At 74.6% G+C, this 18,394-nt stretch carries 1 protein-coding gene and 1 pseudogene; both read right to left on the bottom strand.

Annotated features, from left to right (window positions below; genetic code table 11):
- Window positions 1-8,455: pseudogene (locus VLK66_RS28560) on the bottom strand (amino acid adenylation domain-containing protein); the annotation flags it as partial.
- A 198-nt stretch (window positions 8,456-8,653) separates the two neighbouring features.
- On the bottom strand, window positions 8,654-18,388 hold the full coding sequence (locus tag VLK66_RS28565) for a non-ribosomal peptide synthetase (RefSeq protein WP_325312925.1): 9,735 nt from the start codon (window positions 18,386-18,388) through the stop codon (window positions 8,654-8,656).
- Window positions 18,389-18,394: the final 6 nt, after the last annotated feature.

Below are 18,394 nucleotides of genomic sequence, written 5' to 3' on the forward strand. Positions count from 1 at the left end.
TCTCGCGCCGCGTCCGGTTGGCGATGGGCGTGCCGACGACCACGTCCTCCTGCCCCGACCAGCGCGCCAGCAGCAGGTCCAGCGCGGCGAGCAGCACCATGTACAGCGTGGCCCCCTCGCGCCTGGCCAGCGCCCGCACCCCCTCGGCCGTCTCGGGCGGGAGCGCGCGGAACACGCGCCCGGCGCGGCTGTCCGGCGTCGCGGCGCGGGGATGGTCGGTGGGGAGCTCCAGGAGCGGGGGCGCGCCGGCCAGGCGCTCGCGCCACCAGGCGATCTGCCGCTCCAGGACCTCACCGCTGAGCCATGCGCGCTGCCACACCGCGAAGTCGGCGTACTGCACCGGCAGCTCCGGCAGCGGCGACGCCTCGCCGCGCGCGAACGCCTCGTAGAGCGCGCCCAGCTCGCCGGAGAGCACGCCCATGCTCCAGCCGTCGCTGACGACGTGGTGCATGGCCAGCACCAGCACGTGATCGTCCTCGCCCAGGCGCAGCAGCCGCGTACGGAAGAGCGGCCCCGCGCGCAGGTCGAAGGGGCGCTGCGCCTCTTCCCCGGCGAGCCGGCGGGCCTCGGCCTCGCGCTCCGCGGGCGCCAGGTGCGACAGGTCGGTCACCTCCAGCCGCGCGGCGCCGGCGGGGTGCACCACCTGGAAGGGCTCTCCCTCGCGCTCGCCGAAGGTGGTGCGCAGCGCCTCGTGCCTGCGCACCACCTCGCCCAGCGCGCGCTCCAGCACGCGCGCGTCCAGCGGCCCGCGCAGCCGCAGCGCGGACGGCATGTGGTACGCGGTGCTCCCCGGCTCGAGCTGCTCGATGAACCACAGCCGCTGCTGCGCGAACGACAGCGGCAGCGGCGAGCCGTCGCGCGGCACCGGCACCAGCGGCGGGGCTCCGGCGTCGCCGGGCGTCTCCGCCATGAGCGCCTCCACGCGGCCCGCCAGCTCCGCCAGCGTCGGCGCCTCGAACACCGCCCGCAGCGGCAGCTCGGTCCGGAACGCCTCCCGCACCCGCGAGACCAGTTGCGTCGCCAGCAGCGAGTGCCCTCCGAGGTCGAAGAAGTGGTCCTCCGCCCCCACCCGCTCCACGCTTAGCACCTCCGCCCAGATCCCCGCCATCCGCTCCTCGGCCGGCGTGCGCGGCGCTACGTACGTCCCGCGCGAGCCGGGCGTGTCGGGCGCGGGCAGCGCCGCGCGATCGACCTTGCCGTTGGGGGTGACCGGGAACGCCTCCAGCACCACGAAGGCGCTCGGCACCATGTACTCCGGCAGCCGGGCGCGGGCGGCTTCGCGAATCGCGGGGACGAGCGCCCGCATGCGCCGGCCCCACTGCGGGTCGTTCGCGTACGCCTCCCAGGGCTGCACCTCGCCCTGGTGCGCGGGGAAGGACGAGACCCCACCGGCCGGATGGAAGAGCACGTCCAGCGTCCCTGGCGCGCCGGGACGCACCTCGGTCGCGCGGCCGGTCTCCTCGCCCAGCGCGAAGAGTGCGTCGGGCTGGATCCCGCCCGCGGGCCCGGCGTCCGAGAGCGCCCGCACGCCCCCCGCCGTCGCCGGAGCGTCCGCGGCGGAGATCCTCTCCAGCACGCGGACGTGCTCCCGCACCCGCGCATCCGGGACACCGCGGACCAGCAGCGCCGACGCGCTCCCTTCGATCCGCGCGCGCAGCCCGGCGGTGTCCTCGCCATCCCACGGGTGGACGACGGGCTCCACCATCCCGGCGGGCTCCACGTCCAGGTGGAGGACGACGTCGTAGCGGAAGCGCGTGACCTCGTTGTCGTGCTCATCCCGCTTCACCTGCACTTCCACGCGCCCGAGGCGGGGGATGCGCGCCCGGAGCGCCTCGAAGAGCGCCGGATCCACCAGCAGCTCCTGCTCCTCCGCCATCCCGCGCCGCACCCGCTCCCGCAACCGGCCGATGGACAGGTCTTCCGGCGCGCGCGCCAGCTCGACGGACGCATGGAAGGCCCCGAGCAGCCGCAGGCTGCGCACGTCCCCGACGAAGATCCGCCCGCCGGGCCGCAGCGCCGCCGCCGCGCCATCGAGGACGCGCAGCAGGTAGTCCACGTCCGGGAAGTACTGCGCGACCGAGTTGACGACGACGGTGTCGAAGCCCGCCCCCGCGAACTCCGCCAGCTCGTCCGCCTCGCGCTCCGACAGGGTCACCTGCGGGAATCCGGCGAGGTAGCGGCGGATGTGCTCCAGCGCCACGCCCGAGAAGTCGGTCCCGTGGTACGCCCGCGTGTGCGGCGCCACACGGAAGAGCAGCAGCCCCGTCCCGCTCCCGATCTCCAGCACGCGCTCCGGCCGCAGCGCCAGGATGCGCTCCACCGTGCGGCCGACCCACTCGATCATCTCCTCGCGCGGGATCGGCTCGCCCGTATAGCTGCTGTTCCACCCCTTGAGCTGCAGGGTTGGATCTCCTTCGTCCTCGTCCTGCGCGTAGGTGTCGTCGAACAGCGTCTCCCAGGCGGCCACCTGCTCGACCCCGCTCTCCGCGACGTGCGGCAGCTCGGCGGCGGCCTTCGGCACGACGTAGGCGACCAGGCGCCTGTCCCCGGGCGCGTCCTCCCGTGCCAGCACCACGGCCTCGCGGACGCCGGGCTCCCCGCGCAGCACGGCCTCCACCTCGCCGGGCTCGATGCGGAAGCCGCGCACCTTCACCTGCTCGTCGGCGCGACCCAGGAACTCCAGCACCCCGTCCATGCGCCAGCGGGCCCGGTCGCCCGTGCGGTAGGCGCGCTCGCCCTCGACGGAGACGAACTTCTCGGCATTCAGCTCCGGCCGGCCCAGGTAGCCCCGCGCGACCCCGCCGCCCGAGATCCACAGCTCGCCGGGCACCCCCACCGGCGCCAGCTCACCGCACGGGCCGCGCACGGCCAGGCGCACGCCCGGGAGCGGCCGCCCGAGCGGGTGCCCGGCGACCCCACCTTCCGCGGGCACGGCATACGTCGCGCAGATGATGGCCGCCTCGGTGGGACCGTACAGGACCACGGTCCTGGCGTCGGGGAAGACCTCGCGCATGTCCTCCAGCAGGTCGGGCGGCACCGTGTCCCCACCCACCAGCAGGAGCCGCAGCGAGGGAAGCATCCGCCCGCCGCGCACCACCTCCACCACCTGACGCATCAGCGCGGGGACGGCGTGCAGCACGCTCACGTCCGCCGCGGCCTCCACCAGCGTCTCCGGGTCCCGCGCGACCTCGTGCGGGACGATCCGCACCGCGCCGCCGGCCAGGAGCGGCGTGACCAGCTCCAGCAGCGAGATGTCGAACGCGGTCGAGGCGAGCGCCGCCACCACGTCACCCGCGACGAAGCCGAGCGTTTCGAGGCTGGCACGCAGGGTGTGGGTGAGCTGCGCGTGCTCCACCATCACCGCCTTGGGGGTCCCCGTCGACCCCGACGTGTAGATCAGGTAGGCCAGGTCGCCCGGCTGCACCTCCGCCGCCAGCGCGCCGCCCTCCTCCGCTCCCTCCGGGGGAGAGGGGATCGCGTCCAGCAGCACCATCTCCGCCCCGTGCTGCGGGAGCACGTCGGCGACGCCGGACTCCGTCAGCACGTGCGAAGCGCCGGAGTCACTCAGCAGGAAGGACAGCCGCTCCGCCGGATGGGCGGGATCGAGCGGCAGGTAGACGCCGCCCGCCTTCCACACGCCCAGCGGCGCCACGAGCACGCCCGGGCCGCGCTCCAGGCACACGGCGACCGTCGTCCCGTTACCCACGCCCAGGCCGCGCAGCCGCCGGGCGAGGCGCTCGGCGCGCGCGTCCAGCTCCGCGTAGGTGAGCGACTCGCCCGCGAACAGGACGGCGGGCGCGTTCGGTGTCCGGGCCGCCTGCTCCGCGAAGAGCAGGTGCACCGGGACGCCGCCCGCGTCCTCGTGGACGGGACCGCTTCCGTACGCGAGGAGCGTCCGCGCCTCCTCCGGGGGCAAGATCGACAGGTGGGACAGGCGCTCCTCCGGCGCGGCGCATACGGTACCAAGCAGGGCCTGGTACTGCGCCGCGAAGCGCTCGATGGTGGCGGCGTCGAACAGGTCGGTCCGGAAGCGCAGGCTCCCGGCCAGCTCCTCGCCCGCCTCCCTCAGGTCGAGCTCCAGGTCGAAGCGCACCGTCCGGATCTCGCCCCCGAACGGCTCCAGCCGGACCCCGGCAATGGCGGGCTCCTCGCCGGCGTTCGGCTCCAGCCGAGCCCCGGCGATGGCGGACCCCTCGCCGGCGTCGGCGTTCTGGAGCTGGAACATCACCTGGAAGAGCGGCGTGTGCGACAGGCCCCGCTCCGGGGCGACCTCCTCCACCAGGCGCTCGAACGGCAGCTCCTGGTGGGCGTATGCGCCCAGCGCCGTTTCCCGCACGCGCCCCAGCAGCTCTCCGAAGGTGGGATCGCCGGACAGATCGACGCGCAGCGCGAGCGTGTTGACGAAGAAGCCGATCAGCCCCTCCGTCCCCACCTGCGTGCGTCCCGCGATTGGCGAGCCGACCACCAGGTCCTCCTGTCCCGACCAGCGCGAGAGCAGCAGGTCCAGGGCGGCGTGCGTCACCATGTAGAGCGTGGCCCCTTCCCGCCGGGCGAGAGAGCGGAGCCCTCGCGTGATCTCCGAGGGAAGGCGGAACCCGTGTGCGGCGCCGCGCGAGCTCGCCACCGCGGGGCGCGGGCGGTCGGTCGGAAGCTCCAGCGCGGGGGGCGCGCCGCCCAGCCGCTCCCGCCACCAGTCGAGCTGCCGCTGGAGCACCTCGCCCTGAAGCCAGCCGCGCTGCCACACGGCGAAGTCCGCGTACTGCACCGGGAGTGTGGGGAGCGGCGGCAGCGGCGATGCCGGCCCCGGTTCGCCGGCGGGCCGGGAGAGCGATGCGTAGAGGGTGAACAGCTCGCGGAAGAGCACGCCCATGCTCCACCCGTCGCTGACGATGTGGTGCACGGTCAGCAGCAGCACGTGCTCCTCGTCGGAGAGGCGCAGCAGCGTCGCGCGCAGCAGCGGGCCGCGCTCCAGGTCGAAGGGGCGCTCCGCGTCCTCCCGCGCCAGGCGGCGCGCCTCCTGCTCGCGCTCCTCCGCCGCGAGCCCGGTGAGGTCCAGCACGGGCAGGTGCGCGGACGCGGGCGGGTGCACGACCTGCACGGCGCCCTGCTCCACCGCGCGGAAGGTGGTGCGCAGCGCCTCGTGGCGGCGCACCAGCTCGCCCAGCGCCCGCTCCAGGGCGCTCGCGTCGAGGCTCCCCCGCAGCCGGCCCGGCCAGGGCATGTGGTAGCCGGCGCCCTCCGGCTCCATCTGGTGCAGGAACCAGAGCCGCTCCTGCGCGAAGGAGAGCGGCAGCGGCGCCTCCCTGCCGACGGGAACCAGCGGCGGGAGGGTGGCGCCCTCGCCCGCGCGCCTCATCTCCTCCACGCGCCCGGCCAGCCCCGCCACCGTGGACCCCTCGAAGAACGCCCGCAGGGGGATCTCGACGCCGAGCAGCTCGCGGACCCGCGACACCACCCGCGTCGCCAGCAGCGAATGCCCGCCCAGGTCGAAGAAGCTCTCCGTCACCCCCACCCGCTCCAGGCGCAGCACTTCCGCCCAGATCCCCGCCAGCACCTCCTCCACCGGCGTCCGCGGCGCCACGTACTTCTCCGCCGACGCGAGATCCGGCGCCGGCAGCGCCTTGCGGTCCAGCTTGCCGTTCGGGGTCAGCGGGAGCGCGTCCAGGAAGACGAACGCGGACGGGACCATGTGCTCCGGCAGGCTCCGCCGCAGGTGCGCGCGCAGCGCGTCCGTCTCCACGCCGCCCACCACGTACGCCACCAGCCGCTTCTCGCCCGCCTCCTCGCGCGCCAGGACCGCGCACTCGCGCACGCCGTCGTGCTCCAGCAGCGCCGCCTCGATCTCGCCCGGCTCGATGCGGAAGCCGCGGATCTTCACCTGGAAGTCGGTGCGCCCCAGGAACTCCAGCGTCCCGTCCGCCCTCCAGCGGCCCAGGTCGCCGGTGCGGTACATCCGCGCGCCCGCCTCGCCTCCGGATGCGTCCGGGACGAAGCGCTCCGCCGTCAGCCCGGCGCGGCCCAGGTAGCCGCGCGCCACGCCGGCCCCGCCCACGTACAGCTCGCCCGCCACCCCCACGGGCGCCGGCTCGCCGCGCGCGTCCAGCACGTAGATCCGCGCGTTGGCGATCGGCCGGCCGATGGCGGGCGCGCGGCCGTCCAGGCCGCACACGTGCCAGGTCGAATCGATCGTCGCCTCGGTCGGGCCGTACAGGTTGACCACCTCGCCCGCGCCCGCCGCGCGCGCCTCCTCCACCAGCGCGGCCGGGAGCGGCTCGCCTCCGCAGAATAGGAGCCGGCAGGGGAGCTGAGCGCCCGCCGGACGCGCGCCGAGCACCGCCTGGAGAAGGGTCGGGACGAACTGCGCGACGGTGACCCCGCCCTCCCCGACCGCCCGCCCGATCGCCGCCGGGTCCTTTGCCGCGGCGGAGGAGAGGAGCAGCATCCGCGCGCCGGTGGACAGCGGGGTCCACAGCTCCCACACCGACGCGTCGAACGAGATCGACGTGCGCTGCAGCACCGTGTCGCGCGCGCCGATGCCGAACGCCGCGGCCTGCCACGCGGTGTGGTTGACCAGGCTGCGGTGCTCGACCATCACCCCCTTCGGACGCCCCGTGGAGCCGGAGGTGTAGATGACGTACGCGAGGTTGTGCGGCTTCACCGCGACGGCCGGGTTCGTCTCCGGACCCGCCGCCCACGCCGGGGCCGCGGCGTCCAGCTCGACCGCCGGGACGTCCAGCCCCGCGAACGTGCCGGCCAGCGACGACTCCGTGACGAGCGCCGCCGGCGCGCTGTCCGCCAGCATGGAGCGCAGCCGCTCGGCGGGGTACGACGGGTCCAGCGGCACGTAGGCGCCGCCCGCCTTCAGGATCGCCAGCAGGCCGGCGATCAGCTCCGGCCCGCGCTCCACGCAGACACCCACGCGCGCGTCCGGCCCCACGCCCAGCGCGCGAAGGTGGTGCGCCAGGCGGTTGGCACGCGCGTTCAGCTCGGCGTAGCTCAGCGTCTCGCCTTCGAAGACGAGCGCGGTCGCGTCGGGGGTGCGCGCAGCCTGCGCCTCGAACAGCTCGTGGATGCACAGCTCCGCCGGAACCTCGGCCGCCGTCCGGTTCCAGGCATCCACCACAAGGCCGCGCTCTTCCGCCGAGAGCAGCTCCAGCCGCGAGAGCCGCGCGTCCGCGTCCGCGCCGACCTGCTCCAGCACCCGCCCCAGGTGGCCGAGCATCCGCTCGATCGTGCCACGCTCGAAGAGGTCGGTGCTGTAGTTCACTCCGCCGCGCAGGCCCTCGGGGGTCGCCGCGAACGTCAGGGAAAGGTCGAACCGGGCGCTCGCGTGCTCCCCTCCGAGTCCGCTGACCTTCAGCCCCGGGAGACCGTCGTCTCCCCCGCCCTCGGCGTTCTGAACCGTGAACATCACCTGGAAGAGCGGCGTGTGGGTCAGCGACCGCTCCGGCTGCAGCTCGGCCACCAGCTTCTCGAACGGCACCTCCTGGTGCGCGTACGCGCCCAGCGTCGCCTCTCGCACCCGCCCCACCACCTCGCGGAAGCTCGGGTCACCCGAGAGGTCGGTGCGCAGCACCAGCGTGTTGACGAAGAAGCCGATCAGCGCCTCCACCTCGCCGCGCGTGCGCCCGGCGATCGGGCTCCCCACCACCACGTCGTCGCTTCCGGCGTACCTGCCCAGCAGCACCTGGAAGGCGCCCAGCAGCACCATGAACAGCGTCGCGCCCTCGCTCCGCCCCAGCGCCTGCAAGCGCTCCAGCAGCTCGAGGGGAAGCTCGATCTGCTCGTGCGCCCCCCGGAACGAGCGCACCGCCGGGCGGGGATGGTCGGTGGGCAGATCCAGCAGCTCCGGCGCGCCCGACAGGCGCTCCCGCCAGTACGAGAGCTGCCGCTCCAGCGCCTCGCCCGCCAGCTGCCCGCGCTGCCACACCGCGTAGTCGGCGTACTGCACCGGCAGCTCCGGCAGCGGCGACTCGCGCCCCTCGCGGTACGCCGCGTACAGCGCCGACAGCTCCCGGAAGAGCACCCCCATGCTCCAGCCGTCGCTGACGACGTGGTGCATGGAGAGCAGCAGCACGTGGTCTTCCTCGCCCAGCCGCAGCAGCGCCGCGCGGAAGAGCGGCCCCGCCGAGAGGTTGAAGGCTCGCCGCGCCTCCTCGCCGGCGCGCCGCCCGACCGCCGACTCCCGGTCCGCCTCGCCCAGCCCCGACAGGTCCTCCACCGGCAGGGCGAACGCGCCGAAGGGCGCGATCACCTGCACCGGCGAGCCGTCCGCCTCGGCGAAGACCGTCCGCAGCGCCTCGTGACGCCGCACGATCTCGCCCAGCGCGCGCTGCAGCGCCGCCACGTCCAGCGCACCCTCCAGGCGCCATGCCATGGGGAGGTTGTAGGCGGCGCTTCCCGGCTCCAGGCGGTCAATGAACCAGAGCCGCTCCTGCGAGAACGACAGCGGCGCGGGGCCGCCACCCTCGCGGGGGCGAACGGCGCCCGTGTCGCGCGCCTCGCCGGCCTGCTTCAGGAGGAGCTTCTGCAGCAGAGCCCGGTGCTCCGGCGACAGCTTGTCCAGCCGTGCGAGTACTTCGCTCATCGAGCCTTTCACCTCTCCAGTATGACCGCGGCGCGAGCCACGGGCCCAACGGCCGGGGACGGAAGATCAGTCCCCGCCGAGAAGCTTCATCACCTCGTCCTGCGACAGCCCCTCCAGCCGCTCCAGCACGTCCGCGAGCTCCTGCTCCTCCATCCGCGCCAGCACCAGCGTCTCCACCTGCGGCGCCAGGCCGGCCACCGTGGACGTCTCGAACACCGCCCGCAGCGGCAGCTCCACGCCGAACACCGCGCGCACCTGCGAGACCACCCGGGTGGCGAGCAGCGAGTGCCCGCCCAGCTCGAAGAAGCTCTCCTCCACCCCCACGCGCTCCAGCCGCAGCACCTCCGCCCAGATCCCAGCCAGCGCCTCCTCCACGGGGGTGCGCGGCGCCACGTACCGTTCCTCCGCCGACGCGAGCTCCGGCGCCGGCAATGCCCTGCGATCGAGCTTCCCGTTCGGGGTCAGCGGCAGCGCGCCCAGCACCACGAACGCGCCCGGCACCATGTACTCCGGCAGGCTGCGCCGCACGTGCGCACGCAGCGCCTCGGCCGGCGCTTCGCCGGCCACGTACGCCACCAGCCGCTGCTCGCCCGCATCCGCGCGCGCCACGACCACGCAGTCGGCGACTCCCTCGTGCCGGCGCAGCACCGCCTCGATCTCGCCCGTCTCCACGCGGAAGCCGCGGACCTTCACCTGGTGGTCCAGCCGCCCCAGGTACTCCAGCGTCCCGTCCGCCTTCCACCGGACCCGGTCGCCGGTGCGGTACATCCGCGCGCCCGGCCGGGAGCCGAACGGATCGGGAACGTACCGCTCCGCCGTCAGCCCCGGCTGCCCCAGGTAGCCGCGCGTCACCCCCCGGCCCGCCAGGTACAGCTCGCCCGAAACCCCCACCGGCACCGGCCGCAGCCCGGTATCGACGACGTATGCCCGCGAGTTCGACAGCACGCGTCCGATCGTCACCGGCCCTCCCGGCCGCCGGAGCGCGTACGTGCTGAACGTGGTGTCTTCGGACGGACCGTACAGGTCGTAGACCCGTTCCACCCCGTGCGCGTACAGCGCATCCACCAGCTCCGCCCGGAGCGGCTCGCCACCCAGGCTCACCGTCTTCACCCCGGACGGGATCCCCCCGCTCCTCAGCAGCGCCGCCGCGGCGGAGGGCACCGTGTCCAGGAGCCGCACCTGGTCCGCGGCCGCCGAATGCGGCAGGCCCAGCGCGTTCTCCACCACGATCACCCGCCCGCCCCGGGTGAGGGGCGTGAAGAGCTCGAACACCGACATGTCGAAGCTGAGCGACGTCGACGCCAGCATCCCCGACAGCTCCTCGTCGGAGAAGACGCTCCACGCCCACGCCAGCATCGCCACGGCGCTCTCGTGCTCGATCGCCACGCCCTTGGGAATGCCCGTCGATCCCGAGGTGTAGATCAGGTACGCCAGGTTCCGCGGCGCGGCGCGGCTCCGGACGTTCTCCGCGCTCCCGGCCGCGATCTCCGCCCGCACCTCCTCCTCGACCACCACCTGGACGCCGGGCTCGACCGCGAGGAGACCGCGCAGCTTCTCCTGCGTGAGCAGCACCCGGGTGGCAGAGTCGGCCAGCATGAACGCCAGCCGCTCGGCCGGATAGGCGGGGTCCAGCGGCACGTAGGCGCCCCCGGCCTTCAGCACCGCCAGGAGAGCGGCCACCATCTCCAGGCTCCGCTCCATCAGCACGCCCACGCGCACCTCCGGGCCCACGCCGCGGCCGCGCAGGTAGCGGGCAAGCCGGTTGGCGCGGGCGTTCAGCTCCGCGTAGGTGAGCGACTCCTCCTCGAAGACGACGGCCACCGCCCCCGGCGTTCTGGCCGCCTGCGCCTCGAACAGCTCGTGGATGCAGCGGTCCGCCGGAACCTCGGCCGCCGTCCGGTTCCAGGCATCCACCACCTGCTCGCGCTCTTCCGCCGAGAGCAGATCGAGCTCCGAGATCGGCACGTCCGCATCGGCGGAGACCTGCTCCAGCACCCGCTCCAGGTGGCCGGCCATCCGCCGGACGGTGGAGGGGTCGAAGAGGTCGGTGCTGTACTCCAGCGTGCCATGGAGGCCGCCGTCGTGCGGGAGGGCGGTGAGGGCCAGGTCGAACTTGGTGGTCTCCCCCTCCCCGGCCACCCCCTCCATTTGCAGCCCCGCGAGGCCGGCGCCGCCACCCTCGATGTTCTGGAGGGTGAACATCACCTGGAAGAGCGGCGAGTGGCTCAGGGAGCGCTCGGGCTGCAGCTCGGCCACCAGCCGCTCGAAGGGCACCTCCTGGTGCTCGTACGCGCCCAGCGTTCCCTCGCGCACGCGCCCCAGCAGCTCGCGGAAGGTGGGGTCGGCCGAGAGGTCGGTGCGCAGCACCAGCGTGTTGGCGAAGAAGCCGATCAGCTCCTCCAGCTCGCGCCGCGTGCGCCCGGCGATGGGGCTGCCGACGACGATGTCCTCGCTCCCGCTGTACTTCGACAGCAGCAGCTGGAAGGCGCCCAGCAGCACCATGTACAGCGTGGCGCCCTCGCCGCGGCCCAGCGCCTGGAGACGGTCGAGCAGCGCGCGCGGCAGGTCGAACAGCTCCCGCGCGCCGCGGTACGACTGCACCGCCGGCCGGGGCCGGTCCGTGGGCAGCTCCAGCAGCGCCGGCGCGCCCGCCAGCCGCTCCTTCCAGTAGCCGACCTGGCGGTCGAGCACCTCGCCCTGCAGCTGCTCGCGCTGCCACACGGCGAAATCCGCGTACTGCACCGGCAGCTCGGCCAGCGGCGAATCGCTCCCGTCGCGATAGGCCGCGTACAGCGCCGACAGCTCGCGCAGGAAGATGCCGCTGCTCCACCCGTCGGTGACGATGTGGTGGATGCACAGCAGCAGGACGTGCTCCTCGTCGGCCACCCGCAGCAGCGCGGCGCGGAAGAGCGGGCCCTCGGCCAGGTCGAACGGACGCGCCGCATCCTCCCGCGCGCGCCGCCGCACCTCGGTCTCGCGCGCCGCCGGGTCGAGCCCCGACAGGTCGTCGATGGGGAGCGCGAAGCCGGCGAAGGGCGCGATCACCTGCACCGCGCCTCCGTCACCCTCGCGGAAGATGGTCCGCAGCGACTCGTGGCGGCGGACGATCTCGCCCAGGCCGCGCCGCAGCGCGTCCACGTCCAGCGCGCCGCGCAGGCGCAGCGCGGCGGGGATGTTGTACGGCGCGCTCCCGCCCTCCAGCCGGTCGATGAACCAGAGCCGCTCCTGGGCGAACGAGAGCGGGAGGGGACGGTCACGGCCGACCGGCACCACCGGCGGCAGCGCCGGCAGCCCGGCGCGGCGCACCTCCTCCACCCGCACGGCCAGCTCCGCCACCGTGGGCCCCTCGAAGAGCGCGCGGAGCGGAATGACGACGCCGAGCGCGTTCTGCACCCGCGCCAGGAGCCGCGTGGCCAGCAGCGAGTGCCCGCCGAGCGCGAAGAAGTCGTCGTCGACCCCGACGGAGTCCGTGCGCAGGACCTCGGCCCAGAGCTGCGCGAGAATCTCCTCCGTGGCCGTGCGCGGCGCACGCGTCTCCGTCATGACCGACGCGGGCTCCGGCAGCGCGCGCCGGTCCAGCTTGCCGTTCGCCGTCAGCGGAAGCCGGTCCAGCCGCACCCAGGCCGACGGGACCATGTACTCCGGCAGCAGCGCCTTCAGGTGCGCCCGCAGCCCGGCGGCATCGGGCCCGTCGGCGCCTTCGTCCGAGGGGACCCAGTAGGCGGCGAGACGGCGGTCGCCCGCGTCCGTCTCGCGCGCCATCACGGCGGCCTCCCGGATCGCCGGATGCGACGCCAGGGCGGCCTCGATCTCGCCCAGCTCCACGCGGAAGCCGCGCACCTTCACCTGCTGGTCGGCGCGCCCCACCGGCTCCACGTTGCCGTCGGGACGGTAGCGGCCCAGGTCGCCCGTGCGGTACACGCGGTCGGCCGGGTCGCCGGTCAGGGGATTGGGGACGAAGCGCGCGGCGGTCAGCTCCGCGTCGTTCAGGTAGCCGCGCGAGAGGTAGGGGGTGCGGACGGCGATCTCCCCCAGCTCGCCGATTCCGGCCAGCATTCCCTGCGGTGTGACGACCAGCAGGTCCACGCCCTCGATTCCGCGGCCGATCGGGACCACATCCCCCATCTCCGCCGGGCCGGCGGGAACGCGGAAGGCGGCGATGGCCTGCGGCGTCTCGGTTGCGCCGTAGAAGTTGACGACCTCGGCATTCGGGGCGATGGCGCGCAGCCGCTCCACGTCGCCCGCGCGCAGCACGTCTCCGCCGAAGCAGGCCAGGCGCAGCACGGGGAGCCGTGCATCCCCCGGCCCCGTCGCCAGGACCTGTCCCATCGCGGGGGTGAGATGGGCGACGGTGACGCCCTCGTCCCGCATCCATCCCCCCAGCCACCCCGGCGTGCCGACCTGGTCGGGATCGGGGATGGCGATGCTCCCGCCGACGGTCAGCGCGGCGAACACGTCGCGCAGCAGCGGGTCGTGCGCGAGGCCGGAAAGGACGGAGACGCGGTCCGCATCCCCCACCCCGAGCTCGCGCGCATACCAGCCGAAGAAGTGCGCCAGCGGCCGGTGCGTGCCGGCGATCGCCTTCGGTGCGCCCGTGGTGCCCGAGGTGAACGCGACGTACGCCAGGTCGTCGGCTGCGACAGAAACCCCGGGCGCGGTGGAGGGGAATCCATCGCCCCCGTCCTTCCCGTCCGTCGTCAGCACGACCGTCGTCCGCGCGGTATGGCCGAGCGCGGCGGCCACCTCCGCCGGCACCTCGCCCGCGGCGGAGATCCGCAGCAGGGCGGTGGGACTCGCCGCACTCGCCTGCGCGGCCAGGCGGGCGGACGGATACGCCGGGTCGAGAATGGCGAACGCCGCGCCTGCCTTCCACGCGCCCAGCAGCGCCCGCACGAGCGCCGCGGAGCGGTGGGCGTAGACCGCCACCACGTCGCCCGGCCGCACCCCGCCGTCGATCAGCCGGTGCGCGATGCGGTTGGCCGCCGCGTCCAGCGCGGCGTACGTCCACGTCCCTGCCGCATCGGAGATCGCCAGCGCGTCGGGACGTTCCGCCGCGCGGGCGGCGAACGTCTCGTGCACGGCCCCGTGCCAGCCCTCGGCCTCGATCGGCCGTGCCGGGTCGGGAAGGACGCCGCGCGCCGCTTCCGTCGCCAGCGACAGCGCGCCGACGCGGGTTTCCGGCGCGGCCGCGGCCTGGCGGAGCACGCCCTCGAGCTGCGCCAGCAGCTCGCGCATCCGCGGCGCGCCGAAGAGGTCGGCGGCGTAGATCAGGTTGACGTCGATCGTTCCGTCGCGCTCGCCCACGTAGAGCGTGAGGTCGAACTTGCTGGCCAGCTCGCCGCCCGTGCCGCCCCCCGCCACCTCCAGCCCCTCGGCGCGGAGCTCGCCGTCCTGGAAGTTGAGGAGGTTGAGCATTACCTGGAACACGGGGGCGTGCGCCAGGCTCCGCTCGGGATGCACCTCCTCCAGCACCCGCTCGAAAGGAAGATCCTGGTGCGCGTACGCGGACAGCGTGGTCTCGCGCACCCGCCCCAGCAGCTCGCGGAACGACGGGTCGCCGGAGAGGTCGGTCCTGAGCGCCAGCGAGTTGAGGAAGAGCCCCACCATCCGGTCGGTTTCCGCCCGCGTCCGCCCCGCGATGGGTGTTCCCACGACCACGTCCTCCTGCCCGGCCAGGCGGCCGAGCACCACGTCCAGCGCGGCGAGGAGGACCATGAACAGCGTGGCGCCCTCACGGCGGGCCAGCGTGTTCACCTCCGCCGTGAGGTCGGACGAGACGACCAGGTGCTCGGTCGCCCCGCGGTGCGACTCCACCGGCGGCCGGGGACGGTCCGTCGGCAGCTCCAGGAGCGCCGGAGCGCCGTCCAGCGCCTGCCGCCAGAACTCCACCTGCCGCTCCAGCTCGGCGCCGGACAGGCGCTCGCGCTGCCAGACCGCGTAGTCCGCGTACTGCAGCGCGGGCTCCGGCAGCGGCGACGGTTCGCCGCGCGAGAAGGCGCCGTAGAGCGCGGAGAGCTCCTCCAGCAGCACCCCCATGGTCCACCCGTCGCCGATGGCGTGGTGGAGGTTGAGGAGGAGGAGGTGCTCGGCGTCGTCCACGTGCACCAGCGACGCGCGGAAGAGCGGGCCGCGCGCCAGGTCGAAGCGGTGCTGCGAGGCTTCGGCTGCCAGGCGGACGGCCTCGGGCCGCCGCTCGTCCTCGGGCAGGTGCCGCAGGTCGGCGACTGGCAGGTCGAAGCCGGCCGGGGGCGGGGCGATCCGCTGCACGGGCACGCCGTCCACGGCCGGGAGCGTGGTGCGCAGCGGCTCGTGGCGGCGCACCAGCTCGGCCAGCGCGCGGCGGAGCGCGGCGGTGTCGAGAGCGCCGGTGATGACGTACGACGACGGGATGGCGTACACCGGGCTTCCCGGGTCCAGCGCATCCACGAACCAGAGCCGTTCCTGCGCGAAGGTCACCGGCAGGTCGCCCCCGCGCGCGGCGGGGGCGATGGCGCCCTCGCCGGCCGCCGTGCCGGTGCCGCGCAGGCGCTCGATCTCGGCCGCGAGCGCGGAGAGGACCGGCCGCTCGAATACGGCGCGCAGCGGCAGCTCCACGCCGAAGGCCTGGCGGATGTGCGCGGTGAGGCGGGTGGCGAGCAGCGAGTGCCCGCCCAGGTCGAAGAAGCTCGCCTCCGCGCCCACCCGCTCCAGCCGCAGCAGCTCCGCCCAGATCCCCGCCAGCACCTCCTCGGCCGGCGTACGCGGCGCCACGTACGCCTCTTCCGGCGACGCGAGCTCCGGCGCCGGCAATGCCCTGCGGTCCAGCTTCCCGTTCGGGGTCAGCGGGAGCGCGTCCAGGAAGACGAACGCCGAGGGCACCATGTGCTCCGGGAGCCGCTCCCGCAGCTGCTCGCGCAGCTCGTCCGCCGTCGCCTCGCCGGCCACGTACGCCACCAGCCGCCGGTCGCCGGGCTGGTCCTCGCGGACCACGACCGCCGCCTCGCGCATGCCGGGCGCGGCGCGCAGCACGGCCTCGATCTCGCCCGGCTCCACGCGGAAGCCGCGGATCTTCACCTGGAAGTCCGTCCGCCCCACGAACTCCAGCCCGCCCTCCGCGCGCCACCGCGCCCGGTCGCCCGAGCGGTACAGCCGCGCGCCCGGCTCGCCGAAGGGATCGGGGATGAACCGCTCCGCCGTCAGCGCCGGCCGCGCCAGGTAGCCCCGAGCGACCGCCGGCCCGCCGATGCACAGCTCGCCCGCCACGCCCTCCGGCACCGGCTCTCCCCGGCCGTCCAGCAGGTAGACGCGCCGGTCGCCGACGGGTCTGCCGAGCGGGACGGAGAGCGCGCCGAAGTCCGCGGGGACGGGGTAGCAGGTGGCGAAGACCGTGGTCTCGCTGGGACCGTAGCCGTTGACCAGCCGCAGCCGGGGGTACAGCTCCAGCGCGCGGCGCACGTGCGGCACGCTCACCGCCTCGCCGCCGGTCATCACCTGCGACACCCCGTCCAGGATCTCCGGCGCGGTATCGACGATCAGGTTGAAGTACGCCGCCGTCAGCCACAGCGTGTTCACGCCGTGCCTGCGCACCTGCTCGCCGAGCAGCCCCGGCTCCGACGTCTGCCCCGGGTACAGGACGCACGTGCCGCCGGAGAGGAGCGCCGGCCAAAGCTCCAGCGTCAGCGCGTCCCACGAGACCGACGAGTGCTGCAGCACCACGGCGCCCTCGCCGAAGCGCGCGTAGTCCGCGCCGCGGAAGAAGCCGGGGATGGCGCGGTGCGGCACCTCGGTCCCCTTGGGCAGGCCCGTGGAGCCCGAGGTGTAGATGACGTAGGCGAGGTTTTCGGGAGATGCGCCCCGCGGTTCCGCGCCCGGTGCGTCGTCACCCGCGTCGCTGTCGAGGAGCAGGACCTCGCCCCCGAACGCGGGGAGGCGGTCCCGCAGCCGCTCCTGCGCCAGCAGCAGCGTCGCCCCGGAATCGGCAAGCATGTACGCCAGCCGCTCGGCCGGGTACTGGGGGTCCAGCGGCACATAGGCGCCGCCCGCCTTGAGGATGCCCAGAATGCCGACGACCATCTCCACCCCGCGCTCCACGCAGATCCCCACCCGCACCTCCGGCCCCACGCCGAGCGCGGCCAGGCGCCGGGCGAGCGCGTCGGAGCGGCGGCGCAGCTCCGCGTAGGTCAGCGTCTCGTCGCCAGAGACCAGGGCCACCGCCTCCGGGGTGCGCCCGGCCTGCTCCGCGAACAGCTCGTGGATGCACTTCCGCGGGAAGTCGGCGGGCGCGGCATTCCACTCTCCGAGCAGCCGCTGCCGCTCCGCATCCGCCATCAGCGGGATGTCCAGGACGCGCCGGCTCGCATCGGCCGCGGCGGCCCCCAGCAGCAGGGCGTACGCTCCCGCCAGGCGCTCCAGCGTGGACGCGTCCCACAGCTCTTCGCGCCAGGTGAACACGATCCCCAGTTCACCCTCCCGCTCGACCACCATCACGTCCAGGTCGAACTTCGCCGCGCCGGCACCCGCCCCGTACGGCTCCACCTCCAGGCCGCCGAACGGCCGCGTGCCGCCGGCGCCGTCGCCCTCGATCAGCGAGAACATCACCTGGAAGAGCGGCGTGTGGCTCAGGGAGCGCTCCACCCGCAGCTCGTCGACCAGGCGCTCGAAGGGGACGTCCTGGTGCTGGTACGCCCCCAGCGTCGTCTCGCGCACCCGTCCCAGCAGCTCGCTCAGCCGGGGGTTCCCCGACACGTCGGCCCGCAGCGCGAGCGTGTTGACGAAGAAGCCGATCAGCCCCTCGGTCTCGCGCCGCGTCCGGTTGGCGATGGGCGTGCCGACGACCACGTCGTCCTGCCCCGACCAGCGCGCCAGCAGCAGGTCCAGCGCGGCGAGGAGCACCATGTACAGCGTGGCGCCCTCGCGCCGCGCCAGCGCCCGCACCCCCTCGGCCGTCTCGGGCGGGAGCATGCGGAACACGTGTGCGGCGCCGGGGCCCGCCGTCGCCGGCCGGGGACGGTCCGTCGGCAGCTCCAGAACCGGGGGCGCGCCGGCCAGGCGCTCGCGCCACCAGGAGATCTGCCGCTCCATGACCTCGCCCTCCAGCCATGCGCGCTGCCAGACGGCGAAGTCGGCGTACTGCACCGGCAGCTCGGGCAGCGGCGAGGGCTCGCCGCGCGCGAACGCCTCGTAGAGCGCGCCCAGCTCGCGGTCGAGCACTCCCATGCTCCAGCCGTCGCTGACGACGTGGTGCATGGCCAGCACAAGCACGTGATCGTCCTCCGCCAGGCGCAGCAGCCGCGTACGGAAGAGCGGCCCCGCGCGCAGGTCGAAGGGGCGCTCCGCCTCTTCCGCGGCGAGCCGGAGGGCCTCGGCCTCGCGCTCCTCCTCGGCCAGCCCCGACAGGTCGGTCACCTCCAGGCGCGCCGCGCCGGTGGGGTGCACCACCTGGAAGGGCACTCCCTCGCTCTCGCCGAAGGTGGTGCGCAGCGCCTCGTGCCGGCGCACCACCTCGTCCAGCGCGCGCTCCAGCACCCGCGCGTCCAGCGGTCCGCGCAGCCGCAGCGCGGACGGCATATGATAGGCGGTGCTCCCCGGCTCCAGCTGCTCGATGAACCACAGCCGCTGCTGCGCAAAGGACAGCGGCAGCGGCGAACCGTCGCGCGGCACCGGCACCAGCGGCGGGGCGCCGGCGTCGCCGCTCGCCTCCGCCAGGAGCGCCTCGACGCGGCCCGCCAGCTCCGCCAGCGTCGGCGCCTCGAACACCGCGCGCAGCGGCAGTTCGGTCTGGAAGACCTCCCGCACCCGGGAGACGAGCTGCGTCGCGAGCAGCGAGTG

Origin of the sequence: Longimicrobium sp. (assembly GCF_035474595.1) — a bacterium.
In the GTDB taxonomy this organism is placed as follows: domain Bacteria; phylum Gemmatimonadota; class Gemmatimonadetes; order Longimicrobiales; family Longimicrobiaceae; genus Longimicrobium.